Origin of the sequence: Sphingobacterium sp. BIGb0116, assembly GCF_024808035.1 — a bacterium.
Lineage (GTDB): Bacteria > Bacteroidota > Bacteroidia > Sphingobacteriales > Sphingobacteriaceae > Sphingobacterium > Sphingobacterium paramultivorum.
In genome coordinates this window covers 249,576-275,378 of sequence record NZ_JANUDT010000008.1, presented here as the reverse complement: position 1 = coordinate 275,378, position 25,803 = coordinate 249,576, and the positions used below count along the sequence as shown (strand labels likewise).

Annotated in this window: 25 protein-coding genes; 11 read left to right on the top strand and 14 right to left on the bottom strand. The window is 37.4% G+C overall.

Annotation, left to right across the window (positions count from 1 at the left end):
* Window positions 1–43 precede the first annotated feature (43 nt).
* Window positions 44–622 (bottom strand): nucleoside triphosphate pyrophosphatase, encoded by a 579-nt coding sequence (locus tag M2419_RS19215; protein ID WP_153846011.1) that lies wholly within the window; start codon window positions 620–622, stop codon window positions 44–46.
* A gap of 2 nt (window positions 623–624) precedes the next feature.
* On the bottom strand, window positions 625–1,143 hold the full coding sequence (locus tag M2419_RS19210) for an HAD family hydrolase (protein WP_153846012.1): 519 nt from the start codon (window positions 1,141–1,143) through the stop codon (window positions 625–627).
* Between the two features lie 864 nt (window positions 1,144–2,007).
* Here M2419_RS19210 and M2419_RS19205 point away from each other — a divergent pair.
* The 7 genes from M2419_RS19205 (at window position 2,008) to M2419_RS19175 (ending at window position 11,259) form a co-directional block, all read left to right on the top strand.
* Window positions 2,008–5,439 (top strand): response regulator, encoded by a 3,432-nt coding sequence (locus tag M2419_RS19205; RefSeq protein ID WP_153846013.1) that lies wholly within the window; start codon window positions 2,008–2,010, stop codon window positions 5,437–5,439.
* Window positions 5,427–6,266, top strand: coding sequence for a protein-glutamate O-methyltransferase CheR (locus tag M2419_RS19200; protein WP_227550176.1), 840 nt, complete (start codon window positions 5,427–5,429; stop codon window positions 6,264–6,266). Before M2419_RS19205 ends, M2419_RS19200 begins: the two co-directional genes overlap by 13 nt.
* A 6-nt stretch (window positions 6,267–6,272) precedes the next feature.
* Entirely contained in the window at window positions 6,273–6,833 is a 561-nt protein-coding gene (locus M2419_RS19195; RefSeq protein ID WP_200845652.1) for a chemotaxis protein CheB, read from the top strand.
* Between the two features lie 22 nt (window positions 6,834–6,855).
* The gene (locus tag M2419_RS19190) at window positions 6,856–8,457 is read left to right on the top strand and encodes a response regulator (RefSeq protein WP_153846016.1); all 1,602 of its coding nucleotides are present in this window, start codon (window positions 6,856–6,858) and stop codon (window positions 8,455–8,457) included.
* Window positions 8,458–8,633: 176 nt separating this feature from the next.
* Window positions 8,634–9,167: a plastocyanin/azurin family copper-binding protein gene (locus M2419_RS19185; protein WP_075991088.1), complete on the top strand. Its 534-nt coding sequence runs from the start codon at window positions 8,634–8,636 to the stop codon at window positions 9,165–9,167.
* 212 nt (window positions 9,168–9,379) lie between these two features.
* On the top strand, window positions 9,380–10,786 hold the full coding sequence (gene lpdA, locus M2419_RS19180; protein WP_159730507.1) for a dihydrolipoyl dehydrogenase: 1,407 nt from the start codon (window positions 9,380–9,382) through the stop codon (window positions 10,784–10,786).
* 68 nt (window positions 10,787–10,854) lie between these two features.
* The gene (locus tag M2419_RS19175) at window positions 10,855–11,259 is read left to right on the top strand and encodes an acyl-CoA thioesterase (RefSeq protein WP_153846018.1); all 405 of its coding nucleotides are present in this window, start codon (window positions 10,855–10,857) and stop codon (window positions 11,257–11,259) included.
* A 144-nt stretch (window positions 11,260–11,403) separates the two neighbouring features.
* Here M2419_RS19175 and M2419_RS19170 read toward each other — a convergent pair whose 3' ends face one another.
* Complete coding sequence (locus M2419_RS19170) at window positions 11,404–11,703, bottom strand: DUF3817 domain-containing protein (RefSeq protein WP_046674086.1); 300 nt, start codon at window positions 11,701–11,703, stop codon at window positions 11,404–11,406.
* A gap of 245 nt (window positions 11,704–11,948) precedes the next feature.
* Between M2419_RS19170 and lpdA (M2419_RS19165) the strand changes: the two genes are divergently transcribed.
* On the top strand, window positions 11,949–13,337 hold the full coding sequence (gene lpdA / locus M2419_RS19165) for a dihydrolipoyl dehydrogenase (RefSeq protein ID WP_153846019.1): 1,389 nt from the start codon (window positions 11,949–11,951) through the stop codon (window positions 13,335–13,337).
* Window positions 13,338–13,418: 81 nt separating this feature from the next.
* Here lpdA (M2419_RS19165) and M2419_RS19160 read toward each other — a convergent pair whose 3' ends face one another.
* The 4 genes from M2419_RS19160 to M2419_RS19145 form a co-directional block, all read right to left on the bottom strand.
* On the bottom strand, window positions 13,419–14,423 hold the full coding sequence (locus M2419_RS19160) for a LacI family DNA-binding transcriptional regulator (protein ID WP_120333605.1): 1,005 nt from the start codon (window positions 14,421–14,423) through the stop codon (window positions 13,419–13,421).
* 127 nt (window positions 14,424–14,550) lie between these two features.
* A complete protein-coding gene (locus tag M2419_RS19155) occupies window positions 14,551–15,081 on the bottom strand; it encodes an HAD family hydrolase (protein ID WP_153846020.1) in 531 nt (176 codons plus the stop codon).
* A gap of 77 nt (window positions 15,082–15,158) precedes the next feature.
* The gene (locus tag M2419_RS19150) at window positions 15,159–15,638 is read right to left on the bottom strand and encodes a hypothetical protein (protein WP_153846021.1); all 480 of its coding nucleotides are present in this window, start codon (window positions 15,636–15,638) and stop codon (window positions 15,159–15,161) included.
* Window positions 15,639–15,667: 29 nt separating this feature from the next.
* Window positions 15,668–16,318: an ABC transporter ATP-binding protein gene (locus M2419_RS19145; RefSeq protein ID WP_182333244.1), complete on the bottom strand. Its 651-nt coding sequence runs from the start codon at window positions 16,316–16,318 to the stop codon at window positions 15,668–15,670.
* 172 nt (window positions 16,319–16,490) lie between these two features.
* Between M2419_RS19145 and sucC the strand changes: the two genes are divergently transcribed.
* The 3 genes from sucC to M2419_RS19130 all read left to right on the top strand — a co-directional run bounded on the left by sucC (window position 16,491) and on the right by M2419_RS19130 (window position 20,221).
* Entirely contained in the window at window positions 16,491–17,684 is a 1,194-nt protein-coding gene (sucC, locus tag M2419_RS19140; protein WP_153846023.1) for an ADP-forming succinate--CoA ligase subunit beta, read from the top strand.
* Window positions 17,685–18,005: 321 nt separating this feature from the next.
* Window positions 18,006–19,451: an asparagine--tRNA ligase gene (gene asnS, locus M2419_RS19135; protein WP_088160265.1), complete on the top strand. Its 1,446-nt coding sequence runs from the start codon at window positions 18,006–18,008 to the stop codon at window positions 19,449–19,451.
* Between the two features lie 149 nt (window positions 19,452–19,600).
* Window positions 19,601–20,221: an L-threonylcarbamoyladenylate synthase gene (locus tag M2419_RS19130; RefSeq protein ID WP_120333498.1), complete on the top strand. Its 621-nt coding sequence runs from the start codon at window positions 19,601–19,603 to the stop codon at window positions 20,219–20,221.
* Window positions 20,222–20,588: 367 nt separating this feature from the next.
* Here M2419_RS19130 and M2419_RS19125 read toward each other — a convergent pair whose 3' ends face one another.
* The 7 genes from M2419_RS19125 to tilS form a co-directional block, all read right to left on the bottom strand.
* The gene (locus tag M2419_RS19125) at window positions 20,589–21,023 is read right to left on the bottom strand and encodes an SRPBCC domain-containing protein (protein WP_153846024.1); all 435 of its coding nucleotides are present in this window, start codon (window positions 21,021–21,023) and stop codon (window positions 20,589–20,591) included.
* Between the two features lie 264 nt (window positions 21,024–21,287).
* On the bottom strand, window positions 21,288–21,851 hold the full coding sequence (locus tag M2419_RS19120) for a Crp/Fnr family transcriptional regulator (protein ID WP_153846025.1): 564 nt from the start codon (window positions 21,849–21,851) through the stop codon (window positions 21,288–21,290).
* 11 nt (window positions 21,852–21,862) lie between these two features.
* The gene (locus tag M2419_RS19115; RefSeq protein ID WP_227550177.1) at window positions 21,863–22,135 is read right to left on the bottom strand and encodes a DUF721 domain-containing protein; all 273 of its coding nucleotides are present in this window, start codon (window positions 22,133–22,135) and stop codon (window positions 21,863–21,865) included.
* A gap of 46 nt (window positions 22,136–22,181) precedes the next feature.
* Entirely contained in the window at window positions 22,182–23,285 is a 1,104-nt protein-coding gene (gene recF, locus M2419_RS19110) for a DNA replication/repair protein RecF (RefSeq protein ID WP_153846026.1), read from the bottom strand.
* A 33-nt stretch (window positions 23,286–23,318) separates the two neighbouring features.
* Window positions 23,319–23,639, bottom strand: a complete 321-nt coding sequence (locus M2419_RS19105; protein ID WP_088160261.1) for a DUF4834 family protein — start codon at window positions 23,637–23,639, stop codon at window positions 23,319–23,321.
* An 89-nt stretch (window positions 23,640–23,728) separates the two neighbouring features.
* Window positions 23,729–24,223, bottom strand: coding sequence for a hypothetical protein (locus M2419_RS19100; protein WP_153846027.1), 495 nt, complete (start codon window positions 24,221–24,223; stop codon window positions 23,729–23,731).
* A gap of 191 nt (window positions 24,224–24,414) precedes the next feature.
* Window positions 24,415–25,746, bottom strand: a complete 1,332-nt coding sequence (gene tilS, locus M2419_RS19095) for a tRNA lysidine(34) synthetase TilS (protein WP_153846028.1) — start codon at window positions 25,744–25,746, stop codon at window positions 24,415–24,417.
* Between the last annotated feature and the right edge of the window lie 57 nt (window positions 25,747–25,803).

Below are 25,803 nucleotides of genomic sequence, written 5' to 3'. Positions count from 1 at the left end.
AAAAAATCAAGGAATAATAAAAAAGCGGCTTTTGCCGCTTTTTTTACATTAACTTTTTCAATTCTTGATAAAGCTTTGCCGTCGGCAATCCGACCACATTATTATATTCTCCCTCTATTTTTTTTACGGCGATTAAACCGATCCATTCCTGTATTCCATAAGAACCCGCTTTATCTAATGGTGAAAATTTAGTAACATAATGATCGATTTCATCCGCATCTAATTCGTAAAAATAAACAGTTGTCGTTTCGACGAAAGTACTAATCTTACCCTCCCATGAGATCGCTACAGCAGTCAACACCAAATGTTTCTTACCAGACAAGTTTGTTAGCGTTGCTCTGGCTTCCTGTTCATCTTTGGGTTTACCTAAAATTTCGCCCTTATCCGATACGACAATAGTATCAGCACAGATAACCAAACAATCGTCTTTATCCCCAAATGCCTCCGCTTTACAAATAGCGATTTGGCGAACGACCTCAGCAGCGGATAAATTCGGATCCACGTATTCTGCCGTTTCCCGAACGTCTACTTCAAATGTCAGCCCAAGCCCTGCTAACAGCTGTTTTCTCCGTGGAGATTGAGACCCTAATATAATTGTTCTATTTTTTAGATTTTTCAACATCCTTATATACTTTTTACTGTTTCATCCTCATACCAATTGCCTTGTACTTTCATGACCTTTTCGATCAATTCACGCACAACTCCCTTTCCGCCACAAAAACCAGACACATAATGTGAAATTTTCTTGATCTCTTCTACTGCATCTGCCGGAGAAACAGCTACTCCAACAGACTTCATACAGCTAAAATCAGGGATATCGTCACCGATGTACATCAACTGATTTAATTCAAGCTTGTAATCATAAGCAAGTTCTTTCATTTTAGACAGCTTGTCAGTAACTTTTGAATACACTTCTTTGATTCCCAAACCTTTCATCCGCTGCTCGACCCCCTTCGAACCTCCCCCTGTGATAATAAAAATAGGATAGCCTTTCTTGATCGCCAACTGCATAGCATAGCCATCTTTTATATTAAATGTACGTAACTGATGCCCTTCTTCATTAACTTGTACAGTACCATCAGTCAATACACCATCTACATCCAATACAAATGCTCTTATCGATTTAAATTCGGTCAATACCATAAAAATTTATTTTTGTAAAAGTAAGGCATTTCGAGTAATAATTCGCGTAGCGATACTGATCTAATTGACAGGGCCGTCAGATAATTATTCAGTTAAGCCAAAATATCATTTGTGTGTCACAACATAGTTGTATTAGCAACTTATTCTCAACAATATTTGGATGCTACTGTATATTTACCGTATCTTTGTAGAAGATAATTAAAGGTTATCTCGCTATGAAACACTAACAGCAAGCAGTCAGAAGAGTTATTTACTTGAAGCTTGCATAAGATTTAAAAAAACAATCATTTTTAGTTTTCACGGCACAACACGGCAACTAATTTAGTTTAGAAGCCCTTAAAAAGTCTTTTCATAATTTAGGTTTATAATTGGTTAGTAACGAACCCTGGTGCCCATCATCAGGGTTTTGTTTTTATAAGCGTTTTTTCTTCTTCTATTTAATAGACTTGACCGAACCATCTCCCTACCAACATATAGCTAAGAACAATTTTCAATCAATTTTTAGACAGTGATCAGTCACTGATTATTCAGTCTACACTGAGTTATCACTGAACAATCACTGAACAAACACTGAACAAGTACTGTTAAAAGGCCTAATTTGATCACTGCTTGATCCCTACTTGCTGCAACTCAGAATTAAAAGACAAAAAATGCTATGAGCTACGCTTACGTAACAAAAAATCGCTATTGCGCGGTAATCGATTATTTTAGGATGCCCCTTGACTGTTTATAGGTTTGTTTCTATTCTGACTTTTGATTATTTTAGGAATAGCAAGTTTTTTTGTTATTTTACATATATCTTTTTCCCCAGGTACCATCGAAACACAATACCTACAGAAAAGTAAACGATAAACTCATTCTAACATGGATCGAAAAAATTATAGAAAGCAAATTACCATAGGAGTGATAATTTCTTTTTCGCTTATCTTCCTTTCAGCCCTATATTTTTTCATATCGCTGCATCATAACTTAAATAACGAGCGAAGTATTGTTCGTGTTGCCGAAAATAGATTCAATATCATTAATGAAATTAAATCAAGTGTAGACGAGGTAAATGACATCAAACTTGATTACCTGAATAAGAAAGACGCTTCGCTATTTATTCCTTATAAAATGGAATTAAAAAAAATGGATGAACTGTTACGATCTTTAAGTCTGAAAGATGATTTTTACCATGTTCAACCAAATAGCACTGAAAACATCCGTAAAGATATTGTTGCATTTTATGACTTTGAGCAGGATATCGATCATACAAAGGAAACTCAATCCATATCCCATAATATTCACGAGCGAAAGGCCTCAATATTAAATCAGATCGATCTAATGTCGAGAGACCTATTAGACCAACGGGCAAAAAGGTTAGAACAGTCTCGAAATGAACTGCAACTTGCCCAGTACATTACTTACCTTTTCATCGCCATTGGCTTAAGTGGGTTCTTCTATATTCTCGCTAAAATTTCCTCAATCTCTAGATTTCTGAGGTCTACAGTGAAAAGTCAACAAGAATCCAATAACCGCCTCCAACTATTGCAAGACCAGACTAACAGTGATAACTGGATTTTGAATGCTATTAACGGTATCGACGAACAGTTACGCGGTGATTATACAGACAAGAAAATTGCTGAAATAAGCCTACATGCTATTGCTTCCACGACAAAAGCATTAGGTGGGACTATTTATATTTTCGATGATAACTATCAGGAATATCAGCTATGCCACAAAATTGGCATTTCCTCCACACAGTATATCAAACGAACGTTTAAGGAAAACGATGGTATTTTGGGCGAAGTCGCAAACAATCATAAAGTCGTTAAAATAAAAGATATTGACCACAAGCACCTTATCTTAGAGACCTCATTATCTGATCACTTAGAAGCTGAGATTTATATTGTACCCTTCTCTTATGAAAGCCATTGTGTCGGTGTTATGGAGATTTGTTGCCCCATTATCAATGAGAAGGACGAGCAACTGCGATTTAACTTCTTGGATAAAGCAAAAGATAACATTGCCGTTATCATCAAAGTAGCCCAAACTCATGGAAAGCTTGCCGATCTTTATGAGGAACTTCAACAACAAACGGAGGAATTAGAGACTCAACAGGAGGAATTGAGAACAACTAATGAAGAGTTAATCCATAAGACACATTTGTTGGAGGCTTCTGAGGAAGAGCTTCGAGTACAGCAGGAAGAACTTATCCAAACCAATAATGAGCTGGACGAGAAGGCAAAATTGCTCTTTGCACAAAATGAAGATCTGGAAAAAGCCCGTCAGGCCATAGCCCAAAAAATAGAGGAAGTAGAGCTTTCTAGCAAATATAAATCTGAATTTATGGCCAATATGAGCCATGAATTGCGGACACCACTTAATAGTATTCTCATTCTTGCCAAATTACTTCAGGATAACAAAAAGAAAAACCTCAGTGAGGACCAAATAAAATATGCTTCTGTTATTCATAGTGCCGGCTCAGATCTACTACATTTAATTAACGAATTGTTGGATCTGGCAAAAATTGAATCGGGCAAAGTCGACGTCCAAAAAGAACGTATCAACACGAACTATCTTGTCAATTATATTAAAGATTTTTTCAGTGATACCGCAGCGTCGAAAAATATTCACTTCTTACTCGATGTCGACGTAAATGCACCGCAGGAATTCATTGGTGATGAACATCGTATACAACAAGTCCTCAAGAATTTATTATCGAATGCGTTTAAATTTACGGGTGAAAAGGGCGAGGTCTCTTTAGCAATAAAAGCTGAAGCAGAAAATCTTCTTTTTACGGTTGAAGATAGCGGTATTGGCATTGCTCCTGAAAAACAAGAGCTAATCTTTGATGCTTTTAAACAGGAAGATGGTTCAACTAGCCGTAAATATGGTGGCACTGGTCTCGGCCTATCAATATGCCGTGAAATTGCTAGCTTATTAAAAGGGAAAATAACCTTATCCAGTAAGGTTGGTGAAGGTAGTATCTTCACCTTCAGTATCCCGCTAGAACAGGAGATTCAAATTTCAGTCCCGAAAGTAACATCTATCGAAAAAGAAAGTAATCCGCCAACGCAAATTCCGAAGGAAAATCCTATAGTCGAAAAAACGAAGTCGATCGACAACGATGGAAAACACAATAAACTTCTCATTATTGAGGATGATTTTATTTTTGCAGATATTCTAAAAGACTACGCCGAACAAAATGGCTACGATGTATACATCAGTTATGATGGGCAAGATGGTTTACAAAAAGCACAAAATTTACGACCTGCCGCAATTATCTTAGATATTATGTTGCCTAAAATGGATGGTTGGGAAGTTCTTCGTAACCTCAAAAAAATTGACAGCACCAAAGAGATCCCCGTGCACATGATGTCGGCAGGAACATTTTTACATGATGAACCTATTTCTGCAGGAGCCATCGGGTTTATGGCTAAACCTGTGTCAGAAGACTCTTTGGCTGAAACATTCTTAAAAATAAAAGCATCGACTAGTCATCCATTGAAAAAAATTCTGCTGGTGGAAGATCAGGAAATTCAAAGCGATTTTATCAAACAATCTTTAGAAGAACAACATATTCAGATATTTCAGGCTTTCAATGCGAGACAAGCCCTCGATTTATTAGATCAAGAGAAATTGTTTGACTGCATCATTATGGATCTGAATCTCCCTGACAAATCAGGCATTGAACTCCTGAATGAAATCAAATCGAACAATCAATTTAAGGATTTACCCATTATCATCAATACGGCAATGGAACTCACAACAGAGCAGACTTCCGAAATTTTGCATCACAGCCAAGCGATGGTCCTTAAGTCAGCTAAATCAAATAATCGTCTGATTGATGAAGTTAATTTATTCTTAAATAAAATTCGCGGCAATAAGCACGAATACACGATGTTCAATCACTCAGGATCCTCTGTAATTGCGGAAAACAATTTAGCTTTCAAAACAGTATTACTGGCAGATGACGATATGCGGAATATTTTTGCCCTTAGCACGGCGTTTGAAAGCTATGATATGAACATTGAAATTGCCAACAATGGTCAGGAAGCTTTAGATATTCTTGAACGGAATAAACAGATTGACCTTGTTTTAATGGATATCATGATGCCCGTTATGGATGGTTATGAGGCTATCGAAAAAATTAGGGCAAACAAGAAATTTGCAAACCTTCCTATTATTGCTGTGACAGCGAAAGCAATGAAAGGTGATAGAGAAAAAACAATTGCTGTTGGAGCAAACGATTATATTAGTAAACCGGTTGATGTTGACAAATTAATATCCCTAATGCGCGTATGGCTGAGTTAACCGATAAAATAGTAGCAATGATAAGTTTTGAAGAGTTGGAAGAAGTTATTGATATAGTAAAAAATCTCCACGGCTATGATGTGTCCGGCTATACAAGAGCTTCTTTAAAAAGACGTGTGACTAGAATAATGGAACTTAACAAGCTCAATCTACAGGAGCTAAAGTCCAATTTGATCAATCAGCCCGGATTCAGCACCTATTTCCTACAGGAAATTACAGTCAATGTGACTGAAATGTTTAGGGATCCCGATTTTTATAAAGCTGTAAAAACGGATGTATTTCCCTATCTCGCAACTTATCCACATATAAAACTCTGGAGTGCAGGCTGTTCTACTGGCGAAGAAGTTTATTCGCTGGCCATATTGTTAGAAGAAGCAAATCTTTACCAACGTGCGTTTATTTATGGTACCGACATTAACAGCAAAGTGTTAGAAAAGGCAAAACGCGGTATCTATTCTCTTGCAAAAGTTAAAGAATACTCGGAAAATTTTATTAAAACAGAACCAAAAAACTCATTGTCGGATTATTATACAGCGATGTACAACGCCGCTACCATTAATAATAGTCTGAAAAAAAATGTCCTTTTCTCCATGCATAGCTTGGTGTCCGATGGCGTTTTTAATGAATTTCAACTGATTACCTGCCGTAATGTATTGATCTATTTTGATACTGAACTGCAAAATAAAGTCCTGGATTTATTCTATCATTCTCTTTGCCATCTGGGCTTCTTATGTTTGGGAGCGAAAGAATCTTTAATCAACTATAAAGACGCTGCTAAATTTAAGATCGTAAACAAAAAACAGAATATTTACCAAAAAATTGGGTAGTAGGTGATGGAAAGAAAAATTCTTTTGTTAGCGGGGTCTGCAGGTGGGTTTAGTGTCATTCTAAATATATTAAAGTCATTGGAACGACCAATCCGCATACCCGTTATTGTCATTGTACATAGAAACCCTAAATATGCTTCTAGTATTGAGGACACGCTTTCCAAAGCGCTTGTTCAAAAAATAAAAACTGCAGATGATAAGGAAGCGATAGAAGATGGGACTATTTATTTTGCCCCTGCTGGCTATCATCTTTTAGTTGAACCAGACTATAGCTTTTCTTTGGATATCTCGGAACCTGTTCAATACTCAAGACCATCAATTGATGTGACTTTTGAATCCGTGGCCGAAATATATAAAGAAAATTGTACGGCTATCTTATTCTCTGGAGCGAATCAGGATGGTGCACAGGGATTATTAATGATAAAAAGATACGGCGGGACGACTTTTGTACAAGACCCTGCGACGGCTGAAGTTCCCATTATGCCTGAAGCAGCTATTCAACTCGATGCACAGGAACGCATTTTGAGCATTCAAGAAATTAAAGACTACATCAAGCAATTGACTTAAAATTGTATTTAGATTTGCTATAATGAAGAAGATAAATATATTGATTGTCGATGATAAAATTGAAAATATTATCAGTCTTACAGCACTGCTGGAGGATATCGAAAATATAAATATAGTGACGAGCACAGATCCCAACGAAGCTTTAAAAATCTGTTGGAAAGAGGATATTGACTTAGCGCTCGTTGACGTGCAGATGCCAGAAATCAATGGTTTTGAATTTGTTTCCTTCCTAAAGAAGAATCCAAAAACAAACCATATTATCCCCATTATGGTAACAGCGATTTCAAAAGAAGACAAATACCTCATTCAGGGACTTAATAGCGGAGCTGTGGATTATCTATATAAACCGCTTAACCCGGAAGCAACCATCGCGAAAGTAAAATCTTTTGTCCAACAATTATTGATACAGCAGGAAATTAAAGAGAAAAACATTGCTTTAGAAGAATCAAAACAGGCCATTCTCAAAGCTAAAGAAGAGGCCGATCTTGCCAGAAAGTCGAAAGAAACCTTTTTAGCCAATATGAGCCATGAGATTCGTACGCCTATTAATGGCATTATGGGCATTACACAGATGCTAAAAAACTCCCAGCTCACTTTTGAACAAGAAAACTGGATCAATAAACTGGATTCTGCCTCACAAAATCTGCTGACCATTATCAACGACATATTGGATCTCTCAAAAGTTGATTCGGGCATGATGAAGCTTAATATGGAGTCGACATCAGTGCACGATATTACAGATGATCTAAACAATCTCTTTATTGATAAAGCCAACTATAAAGGGCTCAATTTTTCAATTGATGTAGACGATCGGATCACAAGTTATTTTCTGACAGATCCATTACGGTTGAAACAGATATTGACCAACTTTATTTCCAATAGTTTTAAATTCACCTCCGAAGGTTCTGTTGTATTAAAAATTCAGCTCCTAACAGAAGATAACCATAACATCTGTTTACGGTTTCAGGTTATAGATACAGGGATCGGCATCGTAGAAGACGCCCTGGAAAAAATATTTATTGCGTTTGAACAGGGAGAAGATAGTATCACCAAAAAATTTGGCGGTACAGGATTAGGTCTTGCGATTGTAAAACGTATTGCTGCACTGCTCAACGGTCGGGTTTTTGCTTCAAGTGAATATGGTAAAGGAAGTATATTTTCCTTTGAATGTACTTTCGACAAAATCAAAGACAAACCGGTAGAGAAAGCAACGCAGGTACTCTATACAGAATTACCCAAGTTCAACTTTCCGATGATCCTGATTGCTGAAGACAATGAATTAAACAGTTTTATGCTGGCAAATATCCTGAAGAGCTGGAATTGCGAAATCACTTTGGCGACCAATGGCCTCATTGCATTAGAAGAAATCAATAAGAAAAAAATTGATCTGGTGTTTATGGATGCCCATATGCCACTCATGAGTGGTTTTGAAGCGATCAAGGAAATACGTCGAAACACTAATCCGTTAATCGCAAACATGCCGATTATTTCCATTTCAGCCTCTGTGCTCCAAGCCGAACAACAGGAAGCGCTCGATGCCGGAGCCAATGAAGTTGTCGGAAAGCCATTCGATCCTATCAAATTATATAAAACAATTGATACTTTATTGTCAAAATTGAAATGATAGTTTCAATTTATCAATGAAATCATTAATTTTAGAACATAAACAAGATGTTTTGATGTTATTTCTCATGAACGCGCATCCAGAAAGGAATTACGTTCGTCATAACTTCATCACTAAACCGCTAAAGGCTGCGGAAATGCCTACAATAAATAAAAGATAAACAAACAATCATTCAAATGAAAAAACTTTTTATGATACCAGCAGTTGCAGTTGCTTTATCAATTGCGTCTTGTGGTGGAAACAGTGACAAGTCTGAAAAATCAACTAGTACAGAAGCGACAACTTCAACCGAAAGCCAAGCAACAGAAACAGTGCCTGGTATTGAAAACGTAGCTATTTCCAACAGCTTATCTTTAGAAGGTAACGATCAAATGAAATATAATAAGGATTTATTCCGTGTAAAAGCGGGTGAGCCAGTAGAATTATCTTTCAAAAATGCAGGTACTATGCCAAAAGAGTCCATGGGACATAACGTAGTTATCCTAAAACCAGGTGTTGACCTTCCAACTTTTGGTGCTGAGGCTGCTGCAGCTGCTGCAGACGAATATATTCCAAAATCAGCTTTATCTTCAATTGTTTCCCACACAAAATTATTGGGACCTGGAGAAACTGATAAAATCACTTTTACACTTGAAAAAGGAGTTTATACGTTTATTTGTAGCTTCCCTGGTCACTATGGTGTCATGCAAGGAAAAATTGTTGCAGAATAACAAATAAGTAAAAAAGGATATTCAAAATATGAATATCCTTTTTTCGATTTATACCCCACTAGCACCGATTCATTGTTCCACAAGGTGCATAATTTACATTCTTTTATCAAAAAAATGTAAAGTAAGGATCTTTGGTCACAAATCTTAAGTTTTGATTTCCTATCCCATTAATAATCATTAAATTTGTGGTACAAAAAAATAAAACGTAATCAATGCAATACGACGTAATTGTAATCGGAAGTGGTCCAGGCGGATATGTAGGAGCTATCCGTTGTGCCCAATTAGGATTAAAAACAGCTGTTATTGAAAAATATAGCACATTTGGTGGTACTTGTCTTAACGTTGGATGTATTCCTTCAAAAGCGCTTTTAGATTCTTCGGAGCATTACCACAATGCTGCGCACAATTTTGATGCATTCGGCATCAGCTTGAAAGACCTGAAAGTAGACATGGCAAAAATGATTGCTCGTAAAGACGATGTCATTGGCCAAAATACTGCTGGTATCACCTTCTTATTCAAGAAGAATAAAATTGACAGTTTTCAGGGTGTGGGTTCATTTGTGGACAAAAACACCATCAAAATAACGAAAGCAGATGGTTCTACAGAGCAGATCACTGGTAAAAATGTAATTATCGCAACGGGATCGAAACCGACTTCATTGCCTTTCTTACCTGTTGATAAAAAAAGAATCATTACCTCAACCGAAGCACTTAACCTAAAAGAGATACCTAAACACCTTATTGTCATTGGTGGCGGTGTTATTGGTTTGGAATTAGGCTCAGTTTATGCTCGTTTGGGTTCAAAAGTTTCAGTTGTTGAATTTGCAAAATCTATCATCGGTACAATGGATGGTGGCTTAGGAAAAGAACTACAACGTGTTTTGAAAAAATCGTTGGGCATGGAGTTCTATTTAGGTCATAAAGTGACTGGAGCTTCCGCGAAAGGTAAAGTTGTAAAAGTAACTGCTGAAGATCCAAAAGGACAAGAAGTAACTTTAGAAGGTGATTATTGTATCGTAGCCGTTGGTCGTACCGCATATTCTGAAGGCTTAGGATTAGAAAATATCGGCATCACAGTAGAAGAAAGAGGTAAGAAGATCCCAGTTAATGCCCATCTGGAAACAGCTGTACAAGGTGTATTTGCAATTGGTGATGTGATCACTGGAGCAATGTTGGCACACAAAGCTGAGGACGAAGGTGTATATGTTGCTGAATATATCGCAGGTCAAAAACCACATATTGATTATAATTTGATTCCAGGTGTTGTTTATACTTGGCCTGAAGTTGCTTCTGTTGGAAAGACTGAAGAGCAACTTAAAGAGGCAGGTGTAAAATACAAAGCTGGATCATTCTCTTTCAAAGCTTCTGGTCGTGCAAAAGCATCTGGTGACACCGATGGTTTTGTAAAAGTACTGGCAGACGCGACAACTGACGAAGTATTAGGTGTACATATGATTGGTCCTCGTGCAGCAGATATGATTGGTGAGGCAACCGTAGCCATGGAATACCGTGCATCTGCAGAAGATATCGCACGTATTTGTCATGCACACCCAACCTATACTGAAGCAATCAAAGAGGCGGCACTAGCAGCTACAGCAAACAGAGCAATACACGCTTAGGCGATAAATATCGAATATTCAAGGGGGAAAAGGAAACTTTTCCCCCTTGTCATAAATACCTATATACGATGAATTTTTATACAAGAAAATGGGTCAAACCCGAAGACCTAAATCCCAATGGAACATTATTTGGAGGAACACTACTGCGATGGATTGATGAAGAAGCGGTCATTTATGCTATCGTTCAATTAGGAAATCCCAAAGTGGTTACGAAATTTATTTCAGAAATAAACTTTGTAAGCTCAGCCAAGCAAGGCGATATTCTCGAACTGGGTATTGAAGCGATTAATTTTGGAACAACATCGTTAACGATGCGCTGCGAGGTCCGCAATAAAATATCCAGGAAAACAATTCTATCGATCGATAAATTGGTCTTTGTAAACCTGGATGAGGATGGTAACTCCGCTCCTCACGGAAAAGATAGCATTACCTATGCTTATATGGGGATTGAGAAGACAGGTAGAGATGATTAAACATCTCCCCTGTCTTTATAAATTTAGTATATCCACTCATTAGCGACGGAAACACTTATTCGTCTTATATACTGGTATTCTTTTAATCTATCCTCTACCCAATTCCTTGCGGAAATTCAGCTATTAGAATTTTAGAGAAAAAGACTAAGATTTTTGTCTTTTTCCCTCGATCTCTTTTTTAAGATCTAATTCCACCCAAAAGCCAAAAATAGGGATCAAAGAAGCCAAGAAATATTTCACGGCCTTTAATATAGGCCACTTGTATTCTACAGTTGACATGATCAGCATGACGACGAAGATAACGACAAAGAAGCCATGAATGGAACCGGCTATTTTGACTGCTTCGGGGATTCCCGCAAAATACTTCAACGGCATAGCAATAAAAAACAAGCAAATGGTGGAGATTGCTTCCCACAGAGCGATCTGTCTGAATATTCTTAACATAATGATAAACTGTGTATTGTGAATTTCAAAAATAAGACTCTAAATACGGTTTATCTATTATTTTTCCCCCTTTTACCAAGATGTGACATTGACCTAGAAACAGCGACAGTGTTTTATCAGAAACCGCCAATTTTACAATAAATAGTTCATATTCATCAGAAAAAATGCGTACTTTTGAATGAATATATGCTTCACATATTTTGTCATTTGAAGCTATAACACTCAACTACAGAATATTTATTTATATGAATTACGACATCATTGTAATCGGTAGTGGTCCAGGCGGGTATGTTGCTGCCATTAGAGCCGCTCAGTTAGGGTTCAAAACAGCGATTATTGAACGCGAATCATTAGGCGGAATCTGTCTAAACTGGGGCTGTATCCCTACAAAAGCATTATTGAAAAGTGCTCAGGTATTTGAATATTTAAACCATGCCGCTGATTACGGCATCAATGTTCAAGGTGGTGAGGCTGATTTTGACGCTATTGTCAAAAGAAGTCGCGGGGTTGCTGAAGGAATGAGTAAAGGTATTCAGTTCTTGATGAAAAAGAATAAAATCGACGTCATCAATGGAACTGCAAAAATTAAAAAAGATGGTAAAATCGATGTGAAAGCAGCAGACGGTTCTACTAAAGAATATTCGGCAAAACATACCATCCTAGCGACTGGTGCACGTTCACGTGAATTGCCTAATTTACCTCAAGATGGTAAAAAAATTATCGGCTACCGTCAAGCAATGACACTTCCTAAACAACCAAAATCTCTAGTTGTTGTTGGTTCAGGTGCTATCGGTGTTGAATTTGCTTATTTCTATAATGCAATCGGAACAAAAGTAACTATCGTAGAATTTATGGATAGAATCGTTCCTGTTGAAGATGAAGAAATTTCAAAACAATTAGAGAAAAGCTTAAAGAAACAAGGTATCACCATCTTAACGAAGTCTGAAGTTCAATCCGTTGACACAACAGGTGAGTTGAGCAAAGTTTCTATCAAAACAGAAAAAGGCATTGAAGTTATCGAAGCAGAGATTGTATTATCGGCTGTTGGTATCGCTCCAAATATCGAAAATATCGGCTTGGAAGAGGTTGGTGTAAAAACTGATCGCGGCCGCGTTGTTGTAGATGATTTCTACAAAACAAACATCGAAGGTGTATATGCTATCGGTGACATCGTTAAAGGCCAAGCCTTGGCTCACGTTGCCTCAGCAGAAGGGATCACTTGTGTTGAAAAAATCAAAGGTCTACATGTTGAACCTATTGACTACAATAATATCCCTGGCTGTACATATTGCTCCCCAGAAATTGCTTCTGTAGGTTATACCGAAAAAGCGGCGAAAGAAGCCGGCTATGAAATTAAAGTTGGTAAATTCCCATTCTCAGCTTCAGGAAAAGCTTCAGCTGCTGGTGCGAAAGATGGCTTTGTTAAAGTTATCTTTGACGCTAAATATGGTGAGTTTCTAGGCGCACACCTTATCGGAGCCAATGTTACAGAAATGATTGCAGAAGTTGTTGTTGCCCGCAAACTGGAAACAACAGGTCATGAAATGATTAAAACGATCCATCCTCACCCAACAATGAGTGAAGCGATTATGGAAGCTTGTGCTGATGCTTACGGTGAAGTCATTCACTTGTAGTATTAAAACAAATAAAAGTAAAAAGGGGAAAATCTAACGATTTTCCCCTTTTTACTTTTATGACCGAATGGATAATAGCGATTACATAACCAATCGCGACTTAAAGACGATTTGTTGATCGACAATTTCGGTGTTGTCAATGCGTTCAAATAAAATTTCAGCCGCTTTACGCGCTTGCATTCCCGGAAATTGCTCTATGCGTCCCATTGGCGGATTTTCCATATATTGCCATAACGGATAGTTCGCATAACTAATAAAGAAAATATCTTGATTTAAGACAAGCCCCTTTTGTCTGGCCGCTTTCATCAAATCAAGTGTAACAAAGTCATTAAAAGATATAATTGCAGAAGGTCGCTCAGACATTGCGAATATACTATCCATAGCCTTTTCATTTCCTTCCGTACTCAGGTCTGTTTCGATGATATTCTTTTCTAGAATATCCATCCCATTCCTTTTCATGGCAGATAAATAAGCTACTTTTCGATCTTCACTAGCCGGCAAGGTTTTCGGCCCATTTACAAGTGCAATAACTTTATGTCCACGCGCTACGAAAGCATCCACAGCTTCGTTCATACCCGTAGAAAGATCGCTTTGTACTTTATTGATATTGGGTAAACTAGGCACACAGTCAAAGAAGACAATCGGGATACCAGACGCTTCCAATTTCTCAATGAATTCTAAATTGGTCGTCTTTTTACCTATAGACATCAAAATCCCATCGACACGATGGTTTTTAAATGTTTTTAAGATCTGCTCTTCACGCTCGGGGTCATCCAGTGATTGTCCCATCAGCACAGTATATCGATGTTCTGATGCAACATTTTCAATTTCACTAATGGCGAAAGAAAAAAACGGTTCAGACAGACTCGGTAAAATAACAGCAATCGTAAATGTTTTACGCTGCTTGAAGAATATAGCCGTTTGATTGGGTTCATAATTCAATTCTTCGGCCATTTTTTTTACGCGCATTGTTGTTACCAATCCAATACTAGGATGATCATTCAATGCTCTAGAAACCGTCGAAGGACTGATTTTCAGCTTCTTGGCAATTTCTTTAATCGTGGCAGGCTTGTTCACTTTATTCATAAATCCAAGGGCTTTATATAAAAATAGGGCTTTTATATCCCTAATCATAATTTTTTTTCAACAATATTGACGACGATTTTAATGACAATTATTGTTGGTAGATTAAACAAAGATACTTACTGTAAACTTAGTCTACAAATTGAATTGCGGTCGTTTCTACGGTAAACTCATGGGCAAGGAACTCCAGTGGTTCAATTCCCCTAAAAACGAGTTCATCCAGAAAGTAAACTTTTATCTCATCCCCATATTCACCCCAATCCACAAATTTAACTTTATTGAGTTGTTCTAGCGGATTTCCTTTCGTCAAAATACAAACATGTTTATCTGCGGCTTTTAACTGCCTAAACAGCGTATTAATATGATCAAACAAATGTAACCGTAGCGGCAAAATTGCATTGACATGAAGCCGCTCAAAATTCTCCTTATATTTTTGATCAAATCCAAAAGTTTGCTGCGCATGTTCGAACAATAAATTCTCACCCTGATGCTCAAGGTGATTTTTCATAAATTGAACCAAATGTGCTTGAGCCGGAACAGTCTCTGTAAATTCTATAAAATTAGCAAAAAGATAATATACTTGAAGTAAGTAATCCCTTTTAGGAAAAACAACATCATCTAATTCAAAAACATATACCTTTTTTTCTTCTGGGAACATCATGATATGTAAAAGCTTAAAATTAAGAGCTGTGTCGACATTGTTAAAACCTTAATGACACTGGCCACAAAAATAAGATTCTATTTGGATACACAGATTAACGCTAAATCCTCGCCTGAATCCGAAGCAACAAACAAGCCATCCAATGATCTTTCGAAAGTCGCCGAATCCAATAAACTGTTGCCCTTTGACAGGAGTCTATAAGGCAAATCAGCAGGCGGATTTTCCATAACAGGAATAGTTTCAAGCAGATCTTTATCGGGGACAAGAACTGAAATCTGATATTCCTCAAATAAAACTTTGGCTGTGGACAATGGTTCCAGCTCAAAACCACCTAAAGGCAGCACATAATCAACCTCTTGGTCTAAACTTAATTTGAGTATCTCATGTGCAAAAGTAGGAAGAAGACCTTTTGGAATTTTGGCATATTTCCCTGATGCTAAAAGCAATTCGGGAATATCTTCTGAACTTGCATATAATATTTCGAAATCAGCCCCAAGTCTTTTAGCGATACGCATCGCCAAAGGTCTGGTTCCGAAAGTTATGAGTATTTTCTTCATTAAAAATATAATTATAATCTGGATTACTGTTACACAACTAACCCATCGCGCATATGAATCGTTCGGTCCGAAATTCGGGCAAGCTCCTCATTATGGGTAACGATAATAAAGGTCTGCTGAAATTTATGTCTAAGATCAAAAAACAATTGATGTAAAGCCGCTGCATTCTCTGAGTCAAGATTACCCGAAGGTTCATCTGCCAAAATAATGGAAGGATCGTTGATCAAAGCACGAGCCACAGAAACACGTTGTTGTTCGCCGCCAGACATTTCAGCAGGCTTGTGGTCAATGCGATGAGAAACCCCCAATAATTCAAGCAATTCTTTTGCTTTAGCTTCCGCCTCGGACCTCCCCTTTCCCTGAATAAAAGCTGGAATACATACGTTTTCCAAGGCAGTAAATTCAGGCAGCAAATGGTGAAATTGAAAAACAAAACCAATATGTTCATTTCGGAAAGCACTGAGCTTTTTAGCATTCAATTTTTGAACATCAACACCATTGATGGAAACCGTTCCCTGATCTGGCTTATCCAAGGTACCAATGATGTGCAACAGTGTACTTTTACCAGCTCCTGAGGCACCAACAATACTGACGATTTCCCCTTTTTCAACAGCGATATCAACACCTTTCAAAATCGGTAATGACCCATAAGCTTTGTGAATTCCTTTGGCATGTAACATCATAGGACAAAGATAAATAAATTTACGATACCACGTGTTTGAATAAATAAGCTGTTATTTCTCTATTCCAGCCATTTTATTTTGTCTAAATGTCAAAAAATAGATAAAAGAGCAACTTATCCCTTGTCTTATCCCCCAAAAAATTATATTTTTACGCCAAATATTTTTGCAAATGAACATTCACGAATATCAAGGAAAGCAAATACTAAAGAGCTTTGGTGTGCGCGTACAGGAAGGTATCGTAGCAGATACTCCAGAGCAAGCTGTGGAAGCGGCCAAAAAAATGAAAGAAGACTACAATTCTGATTGGGTTGTTGTTAAAGCTCAAATTCACGCTGGTGGCCGTGGTAAAGGTGGTGGTGTCAAGTTAGCTAAGAACTTAGATGAAGTCAAACAAAGAGCAACTGACATCATTGGTATGCAATTAGTAACGCCTCAAACTGGACCTGAAGGTAAAAAAGTAAACAAAGTTTTGGTAGCTCAAGACGTTTATTATCCAGGCGAGAGCGAAACAAAAGAATTCTACATGTCTGTATTATTAGACCGTGCTAAAGGACGTAACATCGTTATGTACTCTACAGAAGGTGGTATGGACATCGAAGAAGTGGCAGAAAAAACACCACACTTGATTTTCAAAGAAGAAATCGATCCAAAAGTAGGCTTACAAGGATTCCAAGCACGTAAAATTGCTTTCAATCTTGGTCTTTCTGGTGCTGCACACAAAGAAATGGTAAAATTTGTTGCCGCTCTTTACAAAGCATACGATTCTACAGACTCTTCTATGTTTGAGATCAATCCGGTATTAAAAACTTCAGACGACAAGATCTTAGCAGTTGATGCGAAAGTAAATCTTGATGAGAACGCATTGTACCGTCACCCAGATTACGCTGCTATGCGTGATGTAACTGAGGAAGATCCAACGGAAGTTGAAGCTGGTGAATCAAACCTAAACTATGTTAAATTAGATGGTAACGTAGGTTGTATGGTAAATGGTGCTGGTTTAGCAATGGCTACAATGGATATTATCAAAATAGCTGGTGGTGAACCTGCAAATTTCTTGGACGTAGGTGGTACTGCAAATGCTGAAACTGTAAAAGCTGGTTTCAATATCATTTTAAAGGACCCTAACGTAAAAGCGATCTTAATTAATATCTTCGGTGGTATTGTTCGTTGTGACCGTGTTGCTCAAGGTGTAATTGATGCTTACAGCGAAATCGGTAACATCCCTGTTCCAATCATCGTTCGCCTTCAAGGTACGAATGCTGAAGAAGCGAAAAAATTAATTGATGAGTCCGGTTTACAAGTTTATTCTGCAATCTTATTGAAAGAAGCTGCTGAATTGGTAACGAAAGTATTAAAAGGTTAATTCCTTTAATCATCATAACAAAAAGCGCGGATTAGAAATAATCTGCGCTTTTTGTTTCTACTCCTCCTATCGTTCGCCACACAGACAAAAAGTTCTCTTCTTAGCAAACCTATATTCATCGCAAAACGAGCTGTGTGCCATTTCCCAATCTTTGAGTTTTCACCTGTCTTTATTTCAAAATATATCTCCTCTATGCGCTATAATGAACCATCATGAAGTGAATTAAATCAACATTTATAACCAATAAACCAACAGAATAGCTTATTTTTGTATTGCTTTTTTGACAAAGCATCTTTTACAAGTCAATCTCCAAAAATTAAGATGGAACACACAAGAATAAAGGAACTATTGAATGCCACAGAATTTGGCAAAGAGGTCGTTGTTAAAGGTTGGGTAAGAACTTTCCGCAACAATCAGTTTATAGCAATCAATGACGGTTCGTCAATCAATAATATTCAAGCAGTTGTCGATTTTGAAAATACACCTGAGGATATCTTAAAACGTATCACCACTGGAGCAGCAGTTCGCGTAAAAGGTCAGTTGATAGAATCACTGGGTAAAGGACAAAAAGTTGAGGTTAAAGCTACTGAAGTAAGTATTATTGGCGACTCTGACCCCGAAAAATATCCATTACAACCCAAAAAGCATAGCTTAGAATTTTTACGTGAAATTGCGCATTTGCGTTTCCGTACCGGAACATTCAATGCGGTATTCAAAGTGCGTAATGCTTTGGCATTTGCTGTACACAAGTTTTTTCAGGAAAACGACTTTGTCTATATGCATACGCCAATCATCACAGGTTCGGATGCGGAAGGTGCCGGAGAAATGTTTCAGGTTACAACCCTGGATTTAAAGAATCCTCCACGCAAAGAAAATGGAGATATCGATTTCAAAGAAGACTTCTTTGGAAAACCGACGAACCTTACTGTATCGGGCCAATTGGAAGGGGAACTTGGTGCCATGGCATTTGGAAACATCTATACGTTCGGTCCAACATTTAGAGCGGAAAACTCAAATACAACACGTCACTTAGCCGAATTTTGGATGATCGAACCTGAAATGGCTTTCTATGAATTAGAAGACAATATGGACTTGGCCGAAGCTTTGCTGAAATATGTGATTAAATACGCTTTGGAAACCTGTCCAGAAGAAATTGAGTTCTTAACCAATCGTTTATTGGAAGAAGAGAAATCTAAGCCTGCTGCAGAACGCTCAGAATTAAATCTTGTTGAGAAATTAAACTTCGTATTAACAAACGATTTTGAACGCGTTACCTACACAGATGCCGTTGAAATATTAAAGCGTAGCAAACCAAACCAAAAGAAACAATTCAAATATTTAATTGATGATTGGGGCGCTGATTTACAATCTGAACACGAACGCTATTTGGTTGAAAAACACTTCAAGAAACCTGTTATCTTAACAGACTATCCGCGCGAAATCAAGTCCTTCTATATGAAGCAAAATGAGCCGGATGCGCAAGGAAGAAACACCGTACGTGCCATGGATATTCTTTTCCCAGGTATTGGTGAGATGGTCGGTGGTTCACAGCGTGAAGAAAATCTTGATCGCTTACTCGATCGCATGGCTGAAGTTGGTATTCCTGCTGAAGAAATGGAGTGGTTCTTGGATACGCGCCGATTTGGATCGGTACCACATTCAGGATTTGGCGTAGGTTTCGAACGCCTCGTTTTATTCACGACGGGAATGACCAATATCCGCGACGTCATTCCATTCCCACGTACGCCGAAAAACGCAGAATTTTAATATAAAGAACAACAGCCAAAACAAAATATTTTGGCTGTTGTTCTTTTAGATATAGCGTATCTGAATGCAGATAATAACCATTGCCCTATTGACATCCTACAACAGGGCCTGAGATTAGACCTAATTCAGGTACTTAACAAAAATAGAAAATGCTCATTAAAATATATAACGACAATCCCAACCCCAAGGCAATAGAACAGGCGGTTGATATTCTTCGCCGTGGTGGTGTAATTATCTACCCTACCGATACTGTATATGGTATTGGCTGTGATATCACGCAACAAAAAGCCATAGAACGAGTATGTGAAATTAGAGGTCTAAAACCAGAAAAGGCTAATCTATCATTTATATGCTATGATTTAACAGATATTTCGCAATACACAAAATCCTTCGATACCTCCGTATTCCGTGTATTAAAAAAAGCCCTGCCTGGACCCTTTACTTTTATTTTTAACGCAACAACTAAAGTCCCTAAGCTGCTAAGTTCCAAAAAGAAGACTGTGGGTATCCGTGTGCCAGACAATAATATTGTTCGTGAAATTGTTAAACAATTAGGCAACCCTATTGTGACAACCTCCATTCACGATGAAGATGAAATTATTGAATATTCTACTGATCCCGAATTAATTCACGAAAAATACGAAGATCTAGTTGATGCTGTTATAGATGGCGGTTATGGCGATAATGTCGCATCTACCGTGGTTGATCTTACAGAAGGAACTTTTGATGTTATTCGTGAAGGAAAAGGTGATTTGGAGCAATTCCTATAAAAACCAACTTTCAATAGAAATTCCCCATATTAACCTATTTGCAAAATTCCCTCCAGCAGCATTGTTGGTAATTTGTGCATAAATTACTCCCACCAACATACTTATTAACAAAACAAGTCACTTATTAACACAATAAATGTTAATAAGTGACTTGTTGACATATGCATATTAGCATAAAATGTGTATAAGTAGCCACTTATCAACACCATATTGTTAATAACACAAAGCGAAAGGATTCAAAAAAATAACAAATTGTGTAAAACTAGGGGGTTATACACATAAAAATGTGTATAAGATAGCATTCATCGACAAATCCGTTAAATAGCATGTTTATAAAAAAACTATACTAACAGATCCCTGTGGAAAGTTAAGAACCATACTCCACCCGCCTTTTTATCGCCATGTTGAAAAGGTCAAATCCGCGCTTTGTTTCTATAAGGAGTTTTCCCAGAAAAGGAACCAACAATCCAGAAAACAATTCACCTTGGACAAATCTAACTTGTGTAGCGCCCACTTGCTCTAACCTAAAATAATGCTCACCATCAAAAATACCTGGAAAGAATAAATCTCCTTTCCAGCGCAGCTCGTTATTCTGTTCAATAGAAAGGAATTTTGGATTCATTTTGATCTTAAATCCGTTTGGTTGTTCTAAAAGCACTTTGCAGCGTTTTCCTACTACCGGTTGCTTTTCAAACCGTTTGATTGTTGGGCTCCATTGGGAATAAGCCTTAAATTCACTTAATACCTGCCAAACCTCTTCTGCTGTTGCATCAATGAGAATACTCGTTTCAATCTTTTTCATTTGTCTTCTTTTTATCGTTGAAACGACAAAATAGCTCAAACTCCTTCACCTGTCTTCAAATAACGATAAAGCGTATGTGATGCTATTCTAGTTTCGTCTTAATTTCAATTATTACAACTGCAAACAAACTACTCCAAGCTTAATATGAACCGTGTAAATGTATAAATACATAAATTTTTGGTTACGTGCTCCATTAAGCAAACTGTTCGTTAACAGCTACAGGACAAAACTAGAAAAAGACAGACAGCTCGCTCTTGACTTTTATCAAGAACTTATTTTTGCTCGAATACGACTCAGGGTTTCTGGGCTCATACCCAATACGGAGGCGATATATTGAAGGGGAACTTGTTGGAATAATAATTTATGTTGTTCAAAATATTGGACATATCTTTCTTCAGCAGTTAGGCAAATAAAATCCGAGATTCGCTGTTCCATGGTGCAAAAGCATTTTGCTAAAAAAGCCTTCTCAAATTTATTCCATTCCACAATTTCCGATTCCATTTTCTGGTAATCGGACTTTGACAAACGGTATACCGTACAATCGCTAATGCATTGGAAATTCCATATGGAAGCCCTGTCAAAAATGAAAGAAGCAAGATCTGTCACAAAATGATTCCTTGTACCTATCCATTGCGTAAACTCTCCTTTTTTTGACCAAGCATATTGACGGATTAATCCGGATTCTATCACAAACAGATTGGAAGAGTAATCGCCCGCCTTGATCAGATATTCACCTCGTTTTAATTCAATACGCTCGAAGTTTGAGAAAAGTTTTAAGGCACTAGCCTCAGAAATAGGGAAAAAATCTCGAAAGAGTTGATCTAACATGAAAGGAGGATTTATAAAATCACGACTTCTTCAATAATGACGTGACCTACATATTCATTTACCCTTCCTAGAATTTGTCTTCGCATAAGCGCCAATTCATTCTTAATAACAGCAGACTCTACACGTACGAACAGTTTTTTATCACGAACATATAGCTGCTGCGTGCGATTAGCAATAGCTTTACCAATCAATTGAGGCCAAACAGATGCGATCGAAGTTTCATCAAATTTCCTTCGTAGTTTATAAGCTTCAAGAAGACGCTCAACCCCCTCCTTAATCGTCATATCGTCGCTTGACCGAATGAATTCTAGGCTTTTTTTAGTTTGCTTCTTATACATTGACTTGTCCTCCTTCAATATCAAATATACGAACAGGTCGGCTGATTTCGTCAAAGATTCGCTGAATTCTCATGGAATCTGTATCCGTCAGGAAAATCTGTCCAAAATCATCTTCTGAAACCATCTGCATCAATTTATGTGTACGGCGATCATCAAGTTTATCAAAGATGTCATCCAAAAGAAGTAAGGGCTTAAAACCCTTTTTCTGCTGGAGATAAGAATATTGTGCAAGCTTCAGAGCAATTAGAAAAGATTTTTGTTGGCCCTGAGAACCAAACTTCTTCAAGGGCATTCCACCGTGAATGGTAAAGATCAGATCATCTTTATGTATTCCTTGCGTTGTGCGTTCCAGCATACGGTCACGTTCCAAATTCTTCTCTAAAATATTTAGAAACGAATCTGTCATTAAAGGCGATTCATATTGTAATTGAACAGACTCTGCATCCTCGGTGAGGAACTGATAGTGTCGGTCAAACTCCGGCTGAAATTCCTCCATAAAAGACCTTCTTTTTTGAAAAATAATATTTCCAACTTCTTCAAGTTGAAAATTGAGAATTTCGATTAGGCCAAGATCCAATACACTGGTTTGACGTGCTTGTTTAAGGAGACTGTTACGTTGGGCTAAAAACTTATTATAAATAATTAGGGTATCTAAATATTTATTATCTGTCTGGGAAATCACATTATCCACAAATTTTCTGCGCTCTTCACTCCCATCTGTTACGATGATGCTATCATTTGGGGATACCATGACCAAAGGAAATAAGCCTATATGATCAGCCAGTCGGGGATAATCCTTTTTATTTTTTTTAAATTGCTTTTTCTGATTTTTTTTAAGACTACAAGAAATGAAATCACTAATTGATTCTTTATCAAATTCACCCTGTACCATAAACCAGTCATTGCCTGATTTGATATGCTGCGAATCAATTGGATTGAAATAACTTTTACAGAGTGATAAATAGTGAATCGCATCCAAAAGATTGGTTTTACCAACACCATTATTCCCTGTAAACGCATTTACCTCGGGGAGAAATTCCAAAGATGATTCCGAGTAATTCTTGAAATTTAGAACAGAAAGTTGCTTCAGCCACATAGCACAAAGATACGCTATTTGGATTGCTAAAAATTATTTTATTTCCTCAAAATCCACAAACTCACCTGCTGTTTCAGTCCCTTTGCGTTCAGGGCTTTCTTTCGGTGGAATGTAATCGACATGTACCTTCCCTTCGGGCTGAGACCTTTTACTTTCCTGTTGTCCTTGACCATTAAATTCATAATAAAATGTACCGCCTGATCCTTGGCTACCGTATGCTCCACCTTGCTGCTGCGCTTTTTTCATCAACTTTTCAGCTGCTTTACGCATTGCAAATGGTAAAAATAATCTAAATAAGAATCTTACTACAAAGTAAACAGCGAATGTAATAAGTATAAATTTTAAAAATGCCATAGTTAATTCGTTGCTATTTTCTCAAATTTAACCAATAACTCGATAAACTGTTGTCTTTAAATTGTCAGATAAGAATTTATTAACAAATTTTAAGACTTTCCTAATCGCCCTTTTGTTTCCAAAATAATTCGATAGAGCTCTTCCTGGCGCTGTGTTCCCAACACATAGGTAAGACCATCTTTATCTGTTAAAAAAACAGCATTTTTACCTCCAGCGAAGAATTTAATCTTTCCTTTTGTATGCAGATTATAAACAGGATTATTGAAAAAGAATGTGCTATAAGGCGCCTTTTCTATTTTTGTAATAGAGGCAAGATCGATTTTGACGACCCGAGTAGACCATAGTCCACTAATAAGTATATGGTCTTGAAATACTTCCGTACGGAATAACACCATATACATCATAACAATAGACGTGATGATAATACCTACTCCTACGATAAAGAACAATTGGCTCGATATCAAATGGTCTAAATTCAAATAAAATGCCGTAAAACAAAAAAGTACGAGCACTAAACGCACGCTGATCCAAACACGGTCACGACCTAAATATTGATTTTCCGAATAAAGTACACCTTCTTTCATTTACTTAAGATTTAGCTATTAATTTGGAGACTTCACACCCTTGTTTCCTAATAGCAGAGCTCCTCAATAACTTCGTTTTTACTTCTATAGATTTTGTCACCACCAGGGTCCATTGTTTGACTATCAACCATATGGCATTATTTCTCAAAACAGAGACCCTTGGCGCTGATTAACATCAGCAATTTTTGCTGCTAATCAGTTCTGCAAACTAAAGTAAGGACTTTTTTTGTATTGGCGGTAATTTTATAACGATTGTCCATGCGATAATTGGCTACCCATAGGATATCTCCATTTCCATTCACCACGATCGGAATATTTTCCTTTTCAAATAAGCTGATCTTCTTATTGATAAAAAAATCGCTCAATTTCTTCCGCCCTTCCATACCTAAAGGATAAAAGCTGTCGCCAACTTTCCATGATCGAATCGTGAGTGGGAAAACTAATACATCATAATCCAACTTTGCAACCTCACTCGCTTTGACAATAGCTAGATCCGAAGAAACATCGGCATGAAAACAATAGTGTTTCCACTCCACTGTCGAAGTTTCGGAGGTGATTAAAGCCTCGTCGGGAGAAATAAATTCCTTTTCACGAATAAAAAGCTCATTTCTATCCAAGAGCATATGGTAGGCATCGGATTGAAAAATACGCCCAGACTCTCTTGTCCAAGCCTGTTGAAGATCACTTAGTACCGCTTTTGAGAAATTAAATGCCGAAAACAACTCATAGAGTAAAGGCAAATTATCCATATAGGGTTCCAGATCTTCTTTCCGAACTCCCCAACCCTCATCTATAGGATAAAACAGTTTTCTCCGAATGGGCTCCACAAATTGCTGCAACAGCTGGTAAGATTCCTTAAAATGATTGATATTCTGCTCGAAGACCATCTCAAAATCTGGCTGAAGTTTTTTAAAATGTGGGATGATATCAATCCTTATTTTATTACGCGCATATTTTGTTGAAAAGTTGGATTGATCGTCTCGATAAGCAATCCCATACATATTAACAAAATGTTCAATTTCGCTTGCCTTCAGAAAAAGTAGTGGCCGAATGATGCGTTCTTTGATAGGAAAAATACCCTGGAGTCCTTGGAGACCGGTTCCACGTGAAAGGTTCAGGAGTACCGTTTCGATATGATCGTTCAGATGCTGAGCTACTGCAATTCGATCGAACTGCAGCTCATGTCGCAATTTCTCAAACCAAGCATAACGAAGTTCCCGTGCAGCCATTTGAATCGAAATTTGATGATCCTTTGCGTAAGCTTTTGTATCAAAGTGCTTCACGTATATTGGAACATTATTTTCCGTTGCAAATTTCCGAACTAAAGCTTCATCCTCATCAGATTCTGTTCCCCTTAATTGAAAATTGCAATGTGCAATCGCAATAGTATACCCTGCTTTTGCAAATAAATGTGCCATTAACATCGAGTCCTTTCCCCCACTCACCGTAAGCAATATTTTATCATGAGGCATCAACAAATGCTCCTTTTCAATATAGCCCATTAGTCTTTCCAGCACATTCATAGAACAAAGTTACGGTATATTTTGTCCGAATAATAAATTCAACTCTTAAAATTTGTG

Excerpts from the sequence above, each read along its gene's own strand:
- M2419_RS19215 (WP_153846011.1), bottom strand. The coding sequence starts at position 622 with ATGTTGAAAAATCTAAAAAATAGAACAATTATATTAGGGTCTCAATCT.
- M2419_RS19210 (WP_153846012.1), bottom strand. The coding sequence starts at position 1,143 with ATGGTATTGACCGAATTTAAATCGATAAGAGCATTTGTATTGGATGTA.
- M2419_RS19205 (WP_153846013.1), top strand. The coding sequence starts at position 2,008 with ATGGATCGAAAAAATTATAGAAAGCAAATTACCATAGGAGTGATAATT.
- M2419_RS19200 (WP_227550176.1), top strand. The coding sequence starts at position 5,427 with ATGGCTGAGTTAACCGATAAAATAGTAGCAATGATAAGTTTTGAAGAG.
- M2419_RS19195 (WP_200845652.1), top strand. The coding sequence starts at position 6,273 with ATGGAAAGAAAAATTCTTTTGTTAGCGGGGTCTGCAGGTGGGTTTAGT.
- M2419_RS19190 (WP_153846016.1), top strand. The coding sequence starts at position 6,856 with ATGAAGAAGATAAATATATTGATTGTCGATGATAAAATTGAAAATATT.
- M2419_RS19185 (WP_075991088.1), top strand. The coding sequence starts at position 8,634 with ATGAAAAAACTTTTTATGATACCAGCAGTTGCAGTTGCTTTATCAATT.
- lpdA (WP_159730507.1), top strand. The coding sequence starts at position 9,380 with ATGCAATACGACGTAATTGTAATCGGAAGTGGTCCAGGCGGATATGTA.
- M2419_RS19175 (WP_153846018.1), top strand. The coding sequence starts at position 10,855 with ATGAATTTTTATACAAGAAAATGGGTCAAACCCGAAGACCTAAATCCC.
- M2419_RS19170 (WP_046674086.1), bottom strand. The coding sequence starts at position 11,703 with ATGTTAAGAATATTCAGACAGATCGCTCTGTGGGAAGCAATCTCCACC.
- lpdA (WP_153846019.1), top strand. The coding sequence starts at position 11,949 with ATGAATTACGACATCATTGTAATCGGTAGTGGTCCAGGCGGGTATGTT.
- M2419_RS19160 (WP_120333605.1), bottom strand. The coding sequence starts at position 14,423 with ATGAATAAAGTGAACAAGCCTGCCACGATTAAAGAAATTGCCAAGAAG.
- M2419_RS19155 (WP_153846020.1), bottom strand. The coding sequence starts at position 15,081 with ATGATGTTCCCAGAAGAAAAAAAGGTATATGTTTTTGAATTAGATGAT.
- M2419_RS19150 (WP_153846021.1), bottom strand. The coding sequence starts at position 15,638 with ATGAAGAAAATACTCATAACTTTCGGAACCAGACCTTTGGCGATGCGT.
- M2419_RS19145 (WP_182333244.1), bottom strand. The coding sequence starts at position 16,318 with ATGTTACATGCCAAAGGAATTCACAAAGCTTATGGGTCATTACCGATT.
- sucC (WP_153846023.1), top strand. The coding sequence starts at position 16,491 with ATGAACATTCACGAATATCAAGGAAAGCAAATACTAAAGAGCTTTGGT.
- asnS (WP_088160265.1), top strand. The coding sequence starts at position 18,006 with ATGGAACACACAAGAATAAAGGAACTATTGAATGCCACAGAATTTGGC.
- M2419_RS19130 (WP_120333498.1), top strand. The coding sequence starts at position 19,601 with ATGCTCATTAAAATATATAACGACAATCCCAACCCCAAGGCAATAGAA.
- M2419_RS19125 (WP_153846024.1), bottom strand. The coding sequence starts at position 21,023 with ATGAAAAAGATTGAAACGAGTATTCTCATTGATGCAACAGCAGAAGAG.
- M2419_RS19120 (WP_153846025.1), bottom strand. The coding sequence starts at position 21,851 with ATGTTAGATCAACTCTTTCGAGATTTTTTCCCTATTTCTGAGGCTAGT.
- M2419_RS19115 (WP_227550177.1), bottom strand. The coding sequence starts at position 22,135 with ATGACGATTAAGGAGGGGGTTGAGCGTCTTCTTGAAGCTTATAAACTA.
- recF (WP_153846026.1), bottom strand. The coding sequence starts at position 23,285 with ATGTGGCTGAAGCAACTTTCTGTTCTAAATTTCAAGAATTACTCGGAA.
- M2419_RS19105 (WP_088160261.1), bottom strand. The coding sequence starts at position 23,639 with ATGGCATTTTTAAAATTTATACTTATTACATTCGCTGTTTACTTTGTA.
- M2419_RS19100 (WP_153846027.1), bottom strand. The coding sequence starts at position 24,223 with ATGAAAGAAGGTGTACTTTATTCGGAAAATCAATATTTAGGTCGTGAC.
- tilS (WP_153846028.1), bottom strand. The coding sequence starts at position 25,746 with ATGAATGTGCTGGAAAGACTAATGGGCTATATTGAAAAGGAGCATTTG.